The 16,604-nt window shown below is 72.5% G+C and carries 14 protein-coding genes; 9 read left to right on the top strand and 5 right to left on the bottom strand.

Going from position 1 to position 16,604, the window contains the following annotated elements; all coding sequences use genetic code 11:
* Positions 1–38: 38 nt before the first annotated feature.
* A complete protein-coding gene (locus tag JNO44_RS19455; protein WP_205365458.1) occupies positions 39–2,834 on the bottom strand; it encodes a penicillin acylase family protein in 2,796 nt (931 codons plus the stop codon).
* 187 nt (positions 2,835–3,021) lie between these two features.
* On the opposite strand from JNO44_RS19455, the gene JNO44_RS19460 reads away from it, so the two are divergent.
* From JNO44_RS19460 to mscL, 6 genes are all read left to right on the top strand, one after another.
* The gene (locus tag JNO44_RS19460; RefSeq protein WP_205370081.1) at positions 3,022–4,557 is read left to right on the top strand and encodes a potassium/proton antiporter; all 1,536 of its coding nucleotides are present in this window, start codon (positions 3,022–3,024) and stop codon (positions 4,555–4,557) included.
* A gap of 343 nt (positions 4,558–4,900) precedes the next feature.
* On the top strand, positions 4,901–6,211 hold the full coding sequence (locus JNO44_RS19465) for an MFS transporter (protein WP_205365459.1): 1,311 nt from the start codon (positions 4,901–4,903) through the stop codon (positions 6,209–6,211).
* A gap of 136 nt (positions 6,212–6,347) precedes the next feature.
* Positions 6,348–6,683: an FmdB family zinc ribbon protein gene (locus JNO44_RS19470; RefSeq protein WP_102924341.1), complete on the top strand. Its 336-nt coding sequence runs from the start codon at positions 6,348–6,350 to the stop codon at positions 6,681–6,683.
* Positions 6,684–6,841: 158 nt separating this feature from the next.
* On the top strand, positions 6,842–7,675 hold the full coding sequence (locus tag JNO44_RS19475) for an S-methyl-5'-thioadenosine phosphorylase (RefSeq protein ID WP_205365460.1): 834 nt from the start codon (positions 6,842–6,844) through the stop codon (positions 7,673–7,675).
* Between the two features lie 194 nt (positions 7,676–7,869).
* Positions 7,870–8,121, top strand: a complete 252-nt coding sequence (locus JNO44_RS19480; protein ID WP_205365461.1) for a hypothetical protein — start codon at positions 7,870–7,872, stop codon at positions 8,119–8,121.
* 417 nt (positions 8,122–8,538) lie between these two features.
* Positions 8,539–9,042, top strand: coding sequence for a large conductance mechanosensitive channel protein MscL (mscL, locus tag JNO44_RS19485; protein WP_205365462.1), 504 nt, complete (start codon positions 8,539–8,541; stop codon positions 9,040–9,042).
* A 39-nt stretch (positions 9,043–9,081) separates the two neighbouring features.
* Here mscL and JNO44_RS19490 read toward each other — a convergent pair whose 3' ends face one another.
* The 3 genes from JNO44_RS19490 to JNO44_RS19500 form a co-directional block, all read right to left on the bottom strand.
* Positions 9,082–9,324, bottom strand: a complete 243-nt coding sequence (locus tag JNO44_RS19490; protein WP_205365463.1) for a hypothetical protein — start codon at positions 9,322–9,324, stop codon at positions 9,082–9,084.
* Between the two features lie 365 nt (positions 9,325–9,689).
* On the bottom strand, positions 9,690–10,181 hold the full coding sequence (locus tag JNO44_RS19495) for an AMP-binding protein (protein ID WP_275695807.1): 492 nt from the start codon (positions 10,179–10,181) through the stop codon (positions 9,690–9,692).
* Between the two features lie 407 nt (positions 10,182–10,588).
* Positions 10,589–11,995, bottom strand: a complete 1,407-nt coding sequence (locus tag JNO44_RS19500; protein WP_205365465.1) for an MBL fold metallo-hydrolase — start codon at positions 11,993–11,995, stop codon at positions 10,589–10,591.
* A 197-nt stretch (positions 11,996–12,192) separates the two neighbouring features.
* On the opposite strand from JNO44_RS19500, the gene JNO44_RS19505 reads away from it, so the two are divergent.
* The 3 genes from JNO44_RS19505 to JNO44_RS19515 all read left to right on the top strand — a co-directional run bounded on the left by JNO44_RS19505 (position 12,193) and on the right by JNO44_RS19515 (position 15,391).
* Positions 12,193–13,044: a GntR family transcriptional regulator gene (locus tag JNO44_RS19505; RefSeq protein WP_240167589.1), complete on the top strand. Its 852-nt coding sequence runs from the start codon at positions 12,193–12,195 to the stop codon at positions 13,042–13,044.
* A gap of 10 nt (positions 13,045–13,054) precedes the next feature.
* Positions 13,055–14,035, top strand: coding sequence for a sulfite exporter TauE/SafE family protein (locus tag JNO44_RS19510; RefSeq protein WP_240167590.1), 981 nt, complete (start codon positions 13,055–13,057; stop codon positions 14,033–14,035).
* A 111-nt stretch (positions 14,036–14,146) separates the two neighbouring features.
* On the top strand, positions 14,147–15,391 hold the full coding sequence (locus JNO44_RS19515; protein ID WP_205365466.1) for an NAD(P)/FAD-dependent oxidoreductase: 1,245 nt from the start codon (positions 14,147–14,149) through the stop codon (positions 15,389–15,391).
* Positions 15,392–15,494: 103 nt separating this feature from the next.
* Here the strand turns inward: JNO44_RS19515 and JNO44_RS19520 are convergent, their stop codons facing one another.
* Positions 15,495–16,595, bottom strand: a complete 1,101-nt coding sequence (locus tag JNO44_RS19520) for a MerR family transcriptional regulator (protein WP_205365467.1) — start codon at positions 16,593–16,595, stop codon at positions 15,495–15,497.
* Positions 16,596–16,604 lie beyond the last annotated feature (9 nt).

The raw sequence follows: 16,604 nt of genomic DNA on the forward strand, positions 1-16,604 counted from the left end.
AGTCCGGCCCGCCCGACGCGGTGTGCTTCCGCCGCCCGTTACGGCGACAGGGTCAGGGTGTCCTGCCCGGCCTTCTTCACGGCGTCCTCGCTGAACGCCCAGGGCAGCAGCTCGCCCTTGGCCCACTTGTCGGTCTGGTCGTAGTAGTGGGCGTGGTAGGCGTGCCCGGAGGCGCCGGTGAGGTTGATCCAGCGGGACTTGTCGAGGTCGGCGAGGTTGACCACCATCCGCATGGACGGGACCCAGGTCACCTTGTAGCCGCCGGCGGCGTTCCAGCCGGTGGCGTTGACCGCGGCCTCGCCGCCGCCGAGGTTCCAGGGCCCGCGGTTGAGCAGGTCCTGGAGGAAGCCCGGCCCCTCCTTGCCGAGGGTCTGGTTCTTGAGGTCCATCTGGTGCAGGCGGCCCCAGGCCCAGTTGTCGATGTTCTTGCCGAGCTTGGAGGTCAGCTCGTAGCGGGCGTCCTTCATGGCCTGGGCGAGGAGCTGGTCGCGGTTCTTCAGGCCGGGGTGGCCGGGCCGGTCCTCGGTCTTCCACCAGGCGTTGTTCGGGTCGTCGAGGATGTTCCGGACGACCTCGTACCAGCGGTCGCCGCCGTCGGGCTGGGCGGTGTCGCCGGCCCGCTGGCCGCACTCGCGGACCAGCTTGTTCTGGTCGTCGGCCGGGCCGGTGTCGCTGGCCGGGCGGACGTAGAGGCACTGGCCCTCGACGCGCAGCTCCTTGGGCATCTTGTTGCCGAAGGCGAGCTTGAGGGTGTTGCGCCAGACGGCGTTGAAGTAGGCGGCCGCGGCGGAGTCGGGCTCCTGGGTGAAGTCCCAGCCGTTGAGCAGCTGCTGGGCGTCGCGGACGTACTTGTCCTGGATGTCGATCTTCGTCAGGTAGGGCGTCAGCAGGCGGGCGATCTCGCTGCTGTTGTCCTTCTGGAAGGACTGCATGTCGTCGGTGGAGACCTTGCCGCCGTCCTTGATCTTGGACTCGATCAGGTCGCTGATCCGCTGGCTTCGGGCGCCGTAGCCCCAGTCCTTGGTGATCAGGTACGGGTACTTCTCGTTGACGATGGCCTGGTTGGCGGTGACGATGAAGCCGCGCTTGGGGTTGTACTCGTACGGCAGGGCGCTCTGCGGGACGTAGCCCTTCCACTGGTAGGCGGGGTCCCAGCCGGGCGCCGGGTAGGTGCCGTCGCCCTTGCCGCGGACCGGGATCTGTCCGGGGGCCTGGTAGCCGATGTTGCCCTTGGTGTCGGCGTAGATGAGGTTCTGCGAGGGGACCTCGAAGCCGGCCGCGGCCTTGCGGAAGCCGGTCCAGTCCTTGGCGCGGTCGAGCTCGAAGATGGCGTCCATGGACTTGCCGGGGGTCAGCGCGGTCCAGCGCAGCGAGACGGCGTAACCGTCGCCGCGGTCGGGGGCGCCGTCGGCGACCGGGGCGTCCTTGCCGACCCCGGCCAGCTCGTCGTCGCGGTCGGAGATGATCGGGCCGTTGTTGGTGGACCGGACGGTGATCTTGCGGCTCTCGCCGCCGGCGACCTTGATGGTCTCCTGGCGGGTGAGGAACGGCTGCTGCTTGCCGTCGTAGAGGTAGCCGTCGGCGTTGATCTTCTCCAGGTAGAGGTCGGTGACGTCGGCGCCCAGGTTGGTCATGCCCCAGGAGATGTCCTGGTTGTGGCCGATGACGACGCCGGGCATCCCGGAGAAGGTGAAGCCGGCCACGTCGTAGTTGCACTTGGGGCCGGTGGTGCGGCAGTGCAGGCCCATCTGGTACCAGAGCGAGGGCATCTGCGGTGCCAGGTGCGGGTCGTTGGCGAGCAACGGCTTGCCGGTGGTGGTGTGGTCCCCGGAGACGACCCAGGAGTTGGAGCCGATGCCGTTGCCGTTGGGGCCGAGCAGCGCCGGGACCTGTTCGAGGGTCTTCGACAGCGAGGACAGCTGCGTCTGGATCCCGGTGGTGGCGCCGCGGGTGGACCGGGTGCCGGCCCCCGCGCCCGTGCCACCGGTGCCGGTGCCGCCCGTGCCGGTGGTGGTGCCACCGGTGCCGGTGCCGCCCGTCCCGGTGCCGCCGGTGCTGGTGCCCTTGGGGTCGAACTCCTTGGTGGCCGGGTCGACGCTGCCCCCGTCGACGATCGGCCGGTTCCGCTGGTACGGGTACTCCGGGTAGAGCTGCGCGATCTGCTGCGGGGTGAACCGGCTGGTCATCAGGGACCGGTCGATCTCGTCCTTCATGTTGCCGCGCAGGTCCCAGGCCATCGCCTTGAGCCACGCCACCGAGTCGACCGGGGTCCAGGGCTCGGGCTTGTAGTCGTTGGTGAAGCCGAGCGCGGCGTACTCCAGGGAGAGCTCGGAGCCCTGGTGGTCCTTGAGATAGGCGTTGACACCGGCGGAGTACGCCTGGAGGTATTTCTTCGCGGTGGCCGAGAGCTTGGTGTCGTATTCCTTCTGCGCCACCTGGTGCCAGCCGAGGGTGCGCAGGAACTCGTCGCTCTTGACCTGGCTCGCGCCGAACATCTCGGAGAGCCGGCCGGCCGTCATGTGGCGGCGGACGTCCATCTCCCAGAAACGGTCCTGGGCCTGGACGTAGCCCTGGGCGCGGAAGAGGTCCTCGTCGGTGTCGGCGTAGATCTGCGGGATGCCGTTGGCGTCACGGACGACGTCCACCGGGTCGGTCAGGCCCGGGAGTTTGAGCGACCCCGTGGTCTCCGGGAAGGAGGCGCGAACGGTACTGACCCCCCAGTACGCGCCGAAGCCGATGCCCGCCACAAGCAGCAGCACGACCGTGAGCGCGACGAGGCGGCCGCGCCGCCCCTTCTTCTTTTTGGGGGCTGGACCGGACTTGTTGGCGGGCATCTCTGTCCTTCGAGGGGCAGGGTGGGAGTGCTGGAGCAACCATAGGCGCACCGGTTTGAGGACCCCTACGCGGAGTCAGCGCCGGGCACATTAAACTTTCAAGCAATGGTAAATTGTTAGAGTCAGTAACTAGATACGGTAAGGACAACCAGCCCACACCGACTGAGGCGCGAGGAAGGATCAGCTCCTGACTGTCGAACACCTCAACGAACTCCTGCTGATCTGCTCGCTCGTACTGCTCGTCGCAGTCGCCGCGGTACGGCTCTCCTCGCGCAGCGGGCTCCCCAGCCTGCTCATCTACCTGGGGATAGGCATCGCGATGGGGCAGGACGGCATCGGCGGCGTCATCTTCGACAACGCCGAACTGACCCAACTCCTCGGCTATGCCGCCCTGGTGGTGATCCTCGCCGAGGGCGGCCTGGGCACCAAGTGGAAGGAGATCAAACCAGCCCTGCCCCAAGCCGCGATGCTCTCGACGGTCGGCGTCGCGGTGAGCGTGGGGGTCACCGCGGCCGGCGCGCACTACCTCGCCGGACTCGAATGGCGCCAGGCGCTGCTGATCGGCGCGGTGGTCTCGTCCACGGACGCCGCGGCCGTCTTCTCCGTGCTGCGCAGCGTGCCCCTGCCGGCCCGTCTGACGGGTGTCCTGGAAGCCGAGTCCGGCTTCAACGACGCCCCGGTGGTCATCCTCGTCGTGGCCTTCTCCGCCGCGGGACCCACCGAACACTGGTACGTCCTGCTCGGCGAGATAGCGCTGGAGCTGGCGATCGGCGCCGCCATCGGCCTGGCCATCGGCTGGATCGGCTCGTACGGCATGCGGCACGTGGCACTGCCCGCCTCCGGCCTCTACCCGATCGCGGTGATGGCCATCGCGGTCTCCGCCTACGCGGCCGGCGCGCTGGCGCACGGTTCCGGCTTCCTCGCCGTCTACCTGGCCGCGGTCATCCTCGGCAACGCCAAGCTGCCACACGCCCCGGCCACCCGCGGTTTCGCCGAGGGCGTCGGTTGGATCGGCCAGATCGGCATGTTCGTCCTGCTGGGTCTGCTGGTCACCCCGCACAACCTGCTCGACGACATCGTGCCCGCGCTGCTCATCGGCATGATCCTGACGCTGGTCGCCCGCCCGCTGTCCGTCTTCTCCTCGCTGCTGCCCTTCCGGGTGCCGTGGCAGGAGAAGACCCTGCTGTCCTGGGCCGGGTTGCGCGGCGCGGTGCCGATCGTGCTGGCCACCATCCCGATGGTGGGCGACGTCCCCGGCAGCGAGACGGTCTTCAACATCGTCTTCGTCCTGGTCGTGGTCTACACCCTGATCCAGGGTCCGACGCTGCCGTGGCTGGCCCGACGGCTGCGGCTCGGCGAGGGCGAGGAGCCCGCCGACCTGGGCATCGAGTCGGCCCCGCTGGAGCGGCTGCGCGGCCATCTGCTGTCCACGTCCATAGGCCCCACCTCCCTGATGCACGGCGTGGAGGTCGGCGAGCTGCGGATGCCGGCGGGCGCCGCGGTCACCCTCGTCGTCCGGGACGGCACCAGTTTCGTGCCCTCCCCGACGACGGTGCTGCGGCGCGGCGACGAGCTGCTGGTGGTGGCCACCGACCCGGTGCGGGACGCGGCCGAGCGGCGGCTGCAGGCGGTGTCCCAGGGCGGCAAGCTGGCCGGCTGGCTGGGGGCCGGCGCACCGCAGCAGCCCCAGGAGAAGCGCGGCCGGCGGCGCGAGGTGGGGTGAGACGGCGGGCCCCGGCCCGCCCGGCTTGCCCGGCCGGACGCCGAATGTGCGCTATCTCTCCAGAGATACCAAGGAAAACTGCGTGAAGCCCTGGTTAATCCCAGGGCTTCATTGCATCCGGCCTGTACAATCGAGAGGGAAATTTGTACGGATCACGAACCAACTCTGCCTGACGCAGAGCTGGCGCGACCGCTCGGCGGCCGCGGTCCCCTGCCACACGCAGCCACCTTTCCCGGGTGTGGACCACGCGGTATCACTCGGTCCTGCGCGAGAGGACAGCTCTCGGCGCGTACCCGTGACGACCTCGCGGGGCAGCGCTACCAGGCGGCAGAAAGGCCCGGCCGTGGCATCCGCGGTCAAGGACTCCCGTCCCGGTTACGGTCAACTGTTGCGCACGCCCGGCGCATGGACCTTTGTGTTGCCCGGCTTTCTGGCCCGGCAGCCGTTCGCGATGCTGACGATCGGCATCGTCCTGCTCGTCCAGTCCACCACCGGCTCCTACGGCACCGCCGGCGCGGTCTCCGCCGCCACCGGTGTCTCGATGGCGCTGTTCGCCCCGCAGAGCGGCAAGCTCGCCGACCGGTTCGGGCAGCGCACGGTGCTGATCCCCGGCATCCTGGTGCACGTCGCCGGCGTCTCCGCCCTGATCGCCCTGGCCCTCGCCCACGCCCCCCTGTGGGCGCTGCTCGCCGTCGCCGTCCCCACGGGCGCCTCGACGCCGCAGGTCGGCCCGATGGTGCGGGCCCGCTGGGCGACGAAGCTGGGCGGCAGCCCGCTGATGCCCACCGCCGCCGCCTTCGAGTCGGTGACCGACGAGTTCACCTTCGTCGTCGGCCCGGTGCTGGCGACCGCGCTGTGCACCGGCGTCCACCCGGCCGCCGGCCTGGTCGCCGAGGCCGTGCTGACGCTGGCCGGCGGTCTGCTCTTCGCCTCCCAGCGGCGCACCCAGCCGCCCGTCCACCGCGGCTCGTCGGACGACCAGCCGCGCGTCTCGGCGCTGTCCGTCCCCGGTGTGCGGGTGCTGATCGTGGCGTTCCTCGGCATCGGCTCGGTCTTCGGCGGCATGCAGGTCTCGCTGACCGCGCTCACCGAGCACATCGGACAACCCGGCATCAACGGCGTCCTCTACGGGATCTTCGCGGGCGGCAACATGCTCGCCGGCATCGCCTGCGGCACGATCGCCTGGAAGGTCGGCCCGCGCCGCCGGCTGCTGGTCGCCTACGGGCTGCTGGCGCTGGCCACCACCCCGCTGTGGGCGGTGACCGCGGTGCCGCTGCTGGGCGCCGTCGGCCTGGTCGTCGGCCTGTGCATCGCCCCGGCGCTGATCACCGGCTACACCCTCGTCGAGTCCCTGGTCCCGGCCACCGCCCGGACCGAGGCGTTCACCTGGCTGACCGGCGCGGTGGCGCTGGGTCAGGCGGCCGCGGCCACCGCCGCCGGCCAGCTGGCGGACCGCTTCGGCCCGAGCTCCGGCTTCCTGGTGCCGCTGGCCGGCACGGCGCTGGCCCTGGTGGTGCTGCTCTCCCTGCGGGCCTACCTGGCGCCCCGGCCCTCGAAGGTGGTCACCGGGTCGGCGGCTGCCGCCGACACCGGCGCCGAGGCCCCCGCGGGGACCGTCGCCGACGAGCGGGAACGCGAGCTGAGCCGCGCCTGAACGGGCGCGGAACCGGGTCCGGGGCCGGGCGTGGAGTCCGTCACCGTGCAGCGTTCACGGTGGACTGATGCGCCGGAATACTGCAAGATGGAGCGTCGTTAGCACTCAATGAGTGAGAGTGCCAGGAGGAAGTCAAGTGCCGACCTACCAGTACCAGTGCACCGCGTGCGGCGAGGGCCTTGAGGCCGTGCAGAAGTTCACCGACGACGCGCTCACCGAGTGCCCCAGCTGCAACGGACGCCTCAAGAAGGTGTTCTCGGCGGTCGGCATCGTCTTCAAGGGCTCCGGCTTCTACCGCAACGACAGCCGCGGCTCGTCGTCCAGCAGCAGCCCTGCCAGCAGCTCCACGTCGTCGAGCGGCTCCACCTCCTCGACGTCCTCGTCCTCGGCGTCCTCCTCGTCCTCGACGTCGTCCGCTTCGTCCTCGGACAGCAAGTCGACGGCCTCGGCGAGCACCGGCTCCGCCGCCTGACCTGCGCCGACGGTCGGCCGCACAGCGGCACCGGCCACCGGACCTCCGGGCCCCGCCACTCCCCACCAGGGAGCGGCGGGGCCCGCTGCGTTCCCCGGCCCGCAGCAGATCCACCGGGTCACCGACGGGCCGCCGTCGCGCCCCGATAGTGTGACCGCATGGCTGACGCGGAGATTGGCGTTATCGGCGGGTCGGGGTTCTACTCCTTCCTGGACGACGTGACCGAGATCACTGTGGACACCCCCTACGGGCGCCCCAGTGATTCCCTGTTCCTCGGCGAGATCGCCGGCCGTTCGGTCGCGTTCCTGCCCCGGCACGGCCGCGGGCATCACCTGCCGCCGCACCGCATCAACTACCGCGCCAACCTCTGGGCGCTGCGCTCCGTCGGCGTGCGGCAGGTCCTCGGGCCGTGCGCGGTGGGCGGGCTGCGACCCGAGTACGGCCCCGGCACCCTGCTCGTCCCCGATCAGCTCGTGGACCGCACCAAGTCCCGCGTCCAGTCGTACTTCGACGGCGTACCGCGCCCGGACGGCAGCGTTCCCAACGTCGTCCACCTGACCTTCGCCGACCCGTACTGCCCCGCCGGCCGCCAGGCCGCCCTCGCCGCCGCCCGCGGCCGGGACTGGGAGCCGGTCGACGGCGGCACCCTCGTGGTGATCGAGGGCCCGCGCTTCTCCACCCGTGCCGAGTCGCGCTGGCACGCCGCCCAGGGCTGGTCGGTGGTCGGCATGACCGGTCACCCCGAGGCCGTCCTGGCCCGCGAGCTGAGCCTGTGCTACACCTCGCTGACCCTGGTCACCGACCTGGACGCGGGCACCGAGACCGGTGAGGGCGTCTCCCACGAGGAGGTCCTCAAGGTCTTCGGCGAGAACATCAGCCGGCTGCGCGAGGCCCTCTTCGACACCGTCGCCGCGCTGCCCGCCACCACCGAACGCGCCTGCCTGTGCACGGACGCGCACCAGGGGTGGGATCTGGGGATAGACCTGCCGTAGCGGCCGGGGGCGGCCTCCGCAGGGGCGGGGCCGGCCTTCGTCGGGGCGGGGCGGCGACTGTCGCCCCGCTACCGGGTGACGGAGTTGTCCACAACCGTGGGGCCGTCCACAGGCCGGAGCGGGTCGCGGCGAAGTGCGGGACGGTGGTGATCGCCGGGTCCGAACGCCGGTCCCGCTTTCCGCACCGACAGGCGGTGACGACCATGCCCTTCCCCACCCCGACCCCGTCCCTTCCCGCACCCCCGCGGTGTGAAGTGCCCCACTTCGTCCCCGTCCGCCCGGGCGGCGTCCGCGCCCGATGGCGCGGTGCGGGACGGCAGCTCCTGCTCGCCGCCGCACTGGCAACGACCGCCGCAGCACTGGCCACCGGCCTGACGCACGGCCCCGCCCGCACCGCGTCCGCCCCCGTCGCCCACCCCGCCGCGGCAGGGTGCGGGGAGCGATGACGATGCCGGGTACGCGTCAAGATCGAGTGGCGTCTCCCGCTCCGGGCCGCGAGACTTCTCCGAGTGGCGGGGCACCTGCCACGCGCCCGTCACGAGGGCGCGCCCGCACCACCGATACCGATGCCGTTATCGGCACCGCCGCACCCATCACCGCCGCGAGGACTCCGCCGAGCGGCCGGGTCCGTCGTTCCCCGGCGGCTCCCCGATCCCGTCCGGCCTCACCTCCGCCTCCTGCGATCCGGCCTCGGCACGGCCCGGTCCCCCCGGTCCGTCGCTCCCGACCGGCTATCCGCACTGACGCTCTGGTCGATCGCCGGTTCGTGTTGCGTGATTGGACACCCGCGCCCCGCCCTGCCGTAAGTTGCGGTGCCGATTGTCGGTGCACCGTCCAGAGCAAGCGTGGAAAGAGGCTGTCAGGTGAGCGAGAACAAGAGCGTCCTCCAGGGGTTCAAGGACTTCCTGATGCGCGGCAACGTCATCGAACTCGCGGTGGCGGTCGTCGTCGGTGCGGCGTTCACGAGCATCGTCAACGCGGTCGTCAAGGGCGTCATCAACCCGATCGTCGGCGCCTTCGGCTCGCAGAACCTCGACAACTACCAGACCTGCCTCAGCACCTGCTCGGTGGACAAGAAGACCGGCCTGTACGTGGACGGCATCTACGTCCTGTGGGGCTCGGTGCTCAGCGCGGCGCTGACCTTCCTGATCACCGCGGGCGTCGTCTACTTCCTCATGATCCTGCCGATGAACAAGTGGAAGGCCCGTCAGGACGCCAAGAAGCCGGTCGAGGACGCTCCGGCGGCCCCGACGGAGATCGAACTGCTCACCGAGATCCGGGACGCCCTGATCGCCCAGCGCAACGGCACCTCGACCGCTCCCGGGGCGGCCGCGGCGGCCATCATCACGCAGAAGACCCAGCAGTAGCGGGCGCTCCGGCCGGCCCTCGCCGCCCCGTCGCCTCGCTCAGAGGTGGTGGGGCGGCTTTTCGTCGAGGAAGCGGGCCAGGTCGGCGGCGCTGCCCGCGGCGGTCGGCCGCTCGCCCCAACCGCGGTCGGAGTCGTCCGCGGACTGCTGGCTCAGCGGGTCGTCGAAGATCAGGGCCGCGGCGGCCGCGGGCGCCGGGGACGCGTCCTGGGCGGCGGGGGTGTCCCGACTGCCCCGGGCGGTCGGCTCGGGCTCGGGCTGCGACGGAGAGGTGGTGCTCACCCCTTCAGGGTACGGGCGGGACCGCACGGCCCGAGCGGCGCACCGTGTCCGACCCTGATCCGCCGGACAGGCCCTGGCTATAGCTAGGAACCCCGGCCGCCGTTCTCGTGGGTCGGTATCGGGTGGGGACGGTGCGCAGCGTGCGGGCGGGTGGGCGGTCCGTGCTCGGCGCGCCCCCGCCCGACCGGCCGCCCGCGCTCGGAACCGGGGAGCGGCAGGGGGTGCGGGTGGGGGTGATGGCCACGGGCGTTGCGGTGCGACATGGCTACCTGGCTTCCGTAGGGGGCGGGAAGGCCCACGCTAGGAGCGCCCGCGGCACACGGCCCGTCGGGTGGTGCAGCGGAGTGGTGCGCGCGGGGGTCAGGTCAGTCCTCGGCGAGCTCCTCGTGCCACCACCGGTCGCGGCCGGGCTTCCAGGAGACCGGGCGCGAGCAGCGGTTCACCACCAGCACGGTGTGCGGCAGGCGGCTCGCGTCGACGGCGGCGCTCCGCGCCAGCGCATGGTCCAGGACCGGCTTCACCGGCCGCACGGACCCGTCCCAGAACGCCGCGTCCGCCGTGATCAGCACCCGGGCTCCCGACTCCCGTAGGCGCGCGGCGAGTTCGGGGATGGTCAGCGACACCGGCAGCGTGGTGCGTATCGCGTCCAGTCTGCCGCAGGCGAGGGTGGCGATCACCGACTCGGGCACCAGCGGCAGGTGCACCGCGACCCGGTCGCCGGCCCGCACCCCGAGGCGGATGAGCGCCGCCGCCGCCCGTGCGGCCTGATCCAGGAGCATGCCGTGCGTCAGCTCTTCTAAGCGGCCCGGCTCTCCGCTCCAGGTAAGGGCGATCTGCGACGCGTCGGGCCCTTGCACGTCCCGGTCGTCCTCTGCATGCTCTGAGATCACACTGCGCAACATGCGCATCAGCATGGAGAGCGGCGATCAACGTTCGCTGAACGTCCGCTGTACGGCCGTCTCGGCTCCGTTCGGCTCCGCGGGGCCGGTGACCGGCCTCTTCTCGCACTCCGCACGGTAGCGCGGCACGCTCCCGCCTCTTCCTGCCCCGGTCCGGTGCACTTCATCCCTCCCCTCCGCACCTTCCACGGATACGCCTGCATTTCTGCATCTCCGCAGGCGCATCTGTGGGAGGCGGGTCGCCGACGCCTGGTCCGTGGCTCCGGTGAACGGGATTCCCCCGCACGGCCGTTGGGCGCGGCGAGCCCCGGCCCTCGGGGCGGTGCTCGCCGGGGGGGGGGAGGGCCGGGAGCCCTCCCCCGGGGTCAGGCGGCCTCGGCGTACGCGGTGTATCCGCCGGACACGTCGCTCACCTCGGCGAAGCCGTGGGCCTCCAGGAGCGCCGCGGCGACCACCGAACGGTTGCCGCTGCGGCAGTAGAGGATCACCGGGCGGGTGGGGTCCAGTTCGTCGAGCCGGTCGAGCAGGGCGGCCAGCGGGATGTTGCGGGCGCCGGGCAGCGCGCCCGTCGCGTACTCGGCCGGATTGCGGACGTCGATCAGCTGGGCGCCGGCCACGGGGTCCAGCGGCAGGCGCGCGAGCAGGTCCGAGACGTGCAGGCGGTTGCTGCGGCGGGTGAGTTCGGGAGCGCCCGCCAGGACGCCGGCGGGGTCGGGGAGATGGCCGAGGACCCGGTCGTAGCCGATGCGGCCGAGGCGGAGGCGGGCCTCGTGCTCCGTTCCGGGGGCGGCGAGGAGGACGATCGGGGTGCCGGGGGCCACCACGCTGCCGGCGTACTCCGCGAACCGGGTGTCCAGTCCGGCGTTCAGGGAGCCGGCGAGGTGGGCGCGGGCGTAGTCGGCGGCCGGGCGGCAGTCGAGCAGGGCGGCGCCGTCGTCGTCGCGGGCGGCGAGCGCCTCGTCCAGGGTGAGCGCGGCGGGCGGGGCCGGGTCCCGTAGGGGGTGGCCGTCGCGGTTGAGGGCCGCGTCGTGCGCGAAGTAGCCGGGGGTGGCGGGCTGTTCGGCGGTGACCAGTCGGACGAAGGCGTCCTGTGTCATGGGCTGGAGCGCGTAGTTGAGGCGGCGCTGGTCGCCGAGGGTGGAGCTGGTCTCGGTGGAGATGCTGCGACCGCAGGCCGAACCGGCGCCGTGGGCGGGGAAGATCCGGGTCGCGTCCGGGAGGGGCAGCAGTTTGGTGTGCAGGGAACGGTAGAGGCGCGCGGCCATGTCCTGCGGGGAGTGTCCGGCGGCGGAGAGCAGATCGGGGCGGCCGACGTCGCCGATGAAGAGGGTGTCGCCGGTCAGCACGCCGAACGGCTCGTCGTCGGGGTTCTCCCGGACGACCAGGCAGAGGGATTCCAGGGTGTGGCCGGGGGTGGCGAGGACCGTGAGGGTCACCCCGGACTCCGCCCCGGGGCGCGTTTCCGGATCGGCGCCCAGGCAGATGCGTTCGCCGTCGTGTAACCGCCGTATCGGGAAGCCGGTTTCGGCGGCGGCGCCGAAGGCGATCTCGGCTCCGGTGGCCCGGGCCGTCTCCAGGTGCCCGGAGAGGAAGTCGGCGTGAACGTGGGTCTCGATGACGAGTTCGATGCGCAGGCCGGCCGCTTCGGCGTCGGCCAGGTACTCGTCGATGTCGCGGCGCGGGTCGACGAGAACGGCGCGTCCGGTTCTCTGATCGCCGATCAGATACGACGCCTGGGACAGGCAGTCGAGGTAGTACTGCGCGAAGTGCACGGTCGGGCCTCCAGGGGTGCGCGGCGCCCGTGAGCGGCGGGTCGGCCCGCTCGGGCTGGGAGCGTGGGCGGCTGAATGCACCGTGCATATCGCTCCGTTGTGCGGATGCACGGATGTACGTACATTAAGTACCCGGCCGGCAGGGGACAAGCTGAGCCCCCCCCCCCGCAGGCCGGACGACGGACGAGAGGACCGACATGATGCCGCCCCAGCCCGAACCACCGGGCGTGCACGGCCGGATGAGCCCGCACGGCGCCGACGGCGACCACGCCCCTTACGGGCCACGCCCGTTGGACCGCGGCAACCCGCTGCCCCTGTGGGCGCAGCTGCTGGCCGATCTGCGCCGCAGGATGGAAGCCGGGGCGTTCACCGAGGAGTTCCCGGCCGAGCACCGGCTGACGGGCGAGTACGAGGTCAGCCGGCACACCGTCCGGGAGGCGCTGCGCAAACTGCGCGCCGACGGCCTGGTGATCGCCGAGCGCGGGCGCGCCAGCCGCCTCGACGCCCGTCGCATACAGCAGCCGCTCGGCTCCCTCTACAGCCTCTTCCGCGATCTGGAGGCCCAGGGCGTGGAGCAGCGCAGCGAGGTGTTGCGGCTGGAGCGGACCGCCGACGCGACGGCCGCCGGCCACCTGGGGCTGGTCCCGGACGCACCCCTGGTCGTCCTGGAACGGCTGCGGCTCGCGGACGGCGAACCGCTCGCCCACGACACCGCGTATCTCCCGGCGGACCTCGCCGAGCCCCTGCTGGCGACCGATTTCGGACACACCTCCCTCTATGGCGAGCTGTCCCGGCGCTGCGGGGTGAAGGTGAACGGCGGGCGGGAGCGGATCGCTCCGTTCCTGCCGGACATCCGGCAGGCGTGGTTGCTCGGACTGGCCGACCGGGAGGCGGCGTTCGCCATCGAACGGGTCGGGCGGGCCGGGGAGCGGCCGGTGGAGTGGCGCGAGACGGTGGTCCGCGGCGACCGCTTCGCGTTCGTCGCCGAGTGGTCCGATGTCAGCCGGGCGGTCGCCCTCGCGCCGCGCGCCGCGGCGCCGTCCGCGTAGCCGGCCCGCCGTGTCCGTTCTCATAGCCGTGACAGCGCTGCCCTGCGGGCTGCTGATCGGGCTGCTGCTGGGTGCGCTCGGCGGCGGCGGTTCGGTGCTGGCGGTGCCGGCGCTGGTCTATCTGCTGGGGCAGTCCCCGCACGCGGCGACGGCGGGGGCCCTGGTGGTCGTCGCGGTCGGCGCGGTCAGCGGTCTGGTCTGCCACGCCCGTGCGGGCCGGGTCCGCTGGGTCGCGGGCGCGGCGTTCGGCGCCCTGGGAACGGCGGGCAGCTTCACCGGCTCCCGTTGGAGCGCGTCCGTGAACCCCGGTGTCCTGATGGCGGCGTTCTCGGGGCTGATGCTGGTGGTGGCGGTGGGGATGGTGATGCGCGGCAACCGTGGCAACCGCGACGGTCGACGGGCCGCTGCGGAGGAGACGGGGGCCGTGGCGGCAGCAGGGACAGCGACGGCAGCGGGGCCGGTAGGGCCAGCGGAGCTGGAGAGGTCAAAGGGGCCAGAGAGGTCAAAGAGGCCACAGGAGCGGGCGACGTGGGCGGTGTCCTTATGGGACGCGGTGCGCACGTCCTCAGGGCGGCGCACGGCCGCGTGTGCCTCCCGCGGCTCCGGGGCCGGCTCCCACCGCACCCGGCCGCTCCGTACCGTCGTGACCGCCTCCGCGGTGGGGCTGCTGACCGGCTTCTTCGGGGTGGGCGGCGGCTTCGTCGTCGTACCGGCCCTCACCCTCGTCCTCGGCCTGGAGATGCCGGTCGCCGTCGGCACCTCGCTGCTGGTGATACTGATCAACTCCGGTGCCGCGCTGGCCACCCGGGCCGGCACCGGGTCCCTGGACTGGCCCCTGCTGGCCACCCTCGCGGCCTGTGCCGCGGCCGGCAGCGGCCTCGGCAACCGCCTGGCCGGCCAGCTGCGCCCGCAGACCCTCACCACCTCCTTCGCCGCCCTCGTCACCGTCCTGGCCCTGGCCATGGCGGCCACCACACTGCCCAGCCTCTGACCACCGGGAACACCCCCGACAACTTTCGTATCGCTTGCCGTCTATCGCCCATCCCCCATCGCCCATAACACCCGTAACGTCCCTATCCCGCCCAGGAGTCAGGAGAACCGCATGACCCGGCCCGCAACCGACGCGGAATCCGCGCCCAGCGCCGCCCCCGCCCCCGTCCACCACCAGATCCTGATCGTCGGCGGCGGCACCGCGGGCATCACCGTCGCCGCCCGGTTACGCCGTGCCGGCCTCCGTGACATCGCCCTGCTGGAGCCCGCCGAGACGCACTGGTACCAGCCGCTGTGGACCCTGGTCGGCGGCGGCCAGGCGCCGCTGCGGGCCGCGCTGCGCCCCGAGGCCGAGGTGATCCCGCCCGGCGTGCGCTGGCTGCGCGAGCGCGCCACCGCCGTCGACCCGGTGGCCCGTACGGTCAGCACCGCCACCGGCCGGGTGTTCTCCTACGGGCGGCTGGTGCTGGCGCCCGGCCTGAGCCTCGACTGGGACGGCGTGCCGGGGCTGGCGTCGGCCGTCGGGCACGACGGGGTGAGCAGCAACTACCGGGCCGATCTCGCGCCGTACACCTGGGAGTTGATCCGCCGGATGCGGAGCGGTACGGCCGTGTTCACCATGCCGTCCGGGCCGGTCAAGTGCGGCGGGGCGCCGCAGAAGATCGCGTACCTGGCCGCCGACCACTGGCGCAAGCGCGGCGTCCTGGGCAACATCCGCACGATTCTCGCCCTCCCGGAACCCACCCTCTTCAAGGTGCCGGTCTTCGCCCGGGCCCTGGAGCAGACCGCCCGCCGCTACGGCATAGAGGTGCGCCTCCAGACCGAACTGACCCGTCTGGACGGCCCGGAGCGCGCGGCCGTCCTCACCGACCATGCCACCGGCCGCGCCGAGACCGTCCACTACGACCTGCTGCACGCGGTACCGCCGCAGCGCGCCCCGCGGTGGCTCGCCGGGGGCCCGCTGGCCGACCCGGGCTCCCCCCACGGGTACGTCAAGACGGACCCGCACACCCTCCAGAACCCTGATTTCCCCGAGGTGTTCGCCCTGGGGGACGTGGCGCACCTCCCGACGTCCAAGACGGGTGCCGCCGTGCGCAAGCAGGCCCCGGTGCTCGTCACCAACCTCCTCGCCGGCCTCCGCGGGCGCCCCGCCACCGCCCGCTACGACGGCTACACCTCCTGCCCCCTCGTCACGGCACGGCACAAGATGCTGCTCGCCGAGTTCGACTACGACCTCCGCCCCGCCCCCTCGTTCCCGTTCCTCGACACCACCCGGGAACGCACCGACATGTGGTTCCTCAAGCGCTACGGCCTGCCGCAGCTCTACTTCCAGGGGATGTTGAAGGGACGGGCGTAGGAGCGGGTGCGGGGACGGGCGTAGGGACGGGCGTACGGGCGGTGGAGGGGCGGGCGAGGGCGGTAACCCGCGTCCCGCCCCGCCCCGCCCCGCCCCGCCCCGGCTACGCCGCCACGTCCCCCTCCACCACATCCGCCACCACGCACCCCACGTTGTCCGGCGCGCCCGCCTCGTGGGTGCGCCGGACCAGCTCGGCGACGGCCTGCTGCGGGGTGGCCGCGCCGGCGAGGGCCTCCTGGATCGCCTCGGGCGGGACGACACCGGCCAGGCCGTCGGTGCAGAGCAGATAGCGCTCGCCGGGGCGGACCTCCAGCAGTTGCAGGTCCGGGGCGAAGTCGGCGCCGCCGCCCAGCGAGCGCAGGAGTTGCGCGCGCTGCGGGTGCGACGGCGCCTCCTCGGGCGTGAGCCGGCCCTCGTCGATGAGGGACTGCACCAGGCTGTGGTCGTGGGTGATGCGGAAGAGCCCGGAGTCCCGCAGGACGTACGCCCGCGAGTCCCCGATGTGCAGCAGCCCGAGCCGGGAACCGGAGCGCAGCAGGGCGGTCAGGGTGCTGCCGGTCTCCTCGCCGGCCGACCGCGCGGCACGGTGGGCGTGCAGGGCCGCCTCCTCCAGGACGGCCAGCAGGTCGGCCGAGGTCAGGTCCACGTCCTCCAGGGCCTTCAGCGCCTCGATGACGGCGGTGGCGGCCGGGGCCCCACCGGGGCCGTAGCCGTCGGCCACCGCCAGCAGACGCGGGCCGGCGTAGGCCGCGTCCTGTTGGACGGCGCGCACCAGTCCCTGATCCGTCAGGGCGGCGCAGCGCATCGCCAACGGGGCCGTGGGGTCGGTGGGTTCGGTCATCACGGTGTCCTTCCGTTCCAACTGGTCCACGAGGAAGGCGGCCAGGTCCCGGCGGGCCGCGACGTCGGCCTCGACCTGCGCCCAGTACGCCGCGACCGCCCCGGCCGCGGCGCCCGGCGCCAGCTCGCACACCTCACGGATGCGGGCCAGCGGCATGCCGAGCCGGCGCAGCCAGGCGACCAGCCGGGCGCGCTCCAGCTGGGCCGGGGCGTAATGGCGGTAGCCGCTCAAGGGGTCGACGTGGACGGGGGTCAGCAGACCGAGCTCGTCATACAGGCGCAGCGCCTTCGGCGAGAGCCGGGACGCCCGTGCGAACGCCCCGATCGTCAGCAGTTCCCCGCCCGCCCCGTCCACTGCTTCCATCCCGTCCTG

The organism is Streptomyces noursei (genome assembly GCF_016917755.1).
GTDB lineage: Bacteria > Actinomycetota > Actinomycetes > Streptomycetales > Streptomycetaceae > Streptomyces > Streptomyces yunnanensis.

Excerpts from the sequence above, each read along its gene's own strand:
- JNO44_RS19455 (WP_205365458.1), bottom strand. The coding sequence starts at position 2,834 with ATGCCCGCCAACAAGTCCGGTCCAGCCCCCAAAAAGAAGAAGGGGCGG.
- JNO44_RS19475 (WP_205365460.1), top strand. The coding sequence starts at position 6,842 with ATGGCTGACGCGGAGATTGGCGTTATCGGCGGGTCGGGGTTCTACTCC.
- JNO44_RS19520 (WP_205365467.1), bottom strand. The coding sequence starts at position 16,595 with ATGGAAGCAGTGGACGGGGCGGGCGGGGAACTGCTGACGATCGGGGCG.
- JNO44_RS19515 (WP_205365466.1), top strand. The coding sequence starts at position 14,147 with ATGACCCGGCCCGCAACCGACGCGGAATCCGCGCCCAGCGCCGCCCCC.
- JNO44_RS19505 (WP_240167589.1), top strand. The coding sequence starts at position 12,193 with ATGATGCCGCCCCAGCCCGAACCACCGGGCGTGCACGGCCGGATGAGC.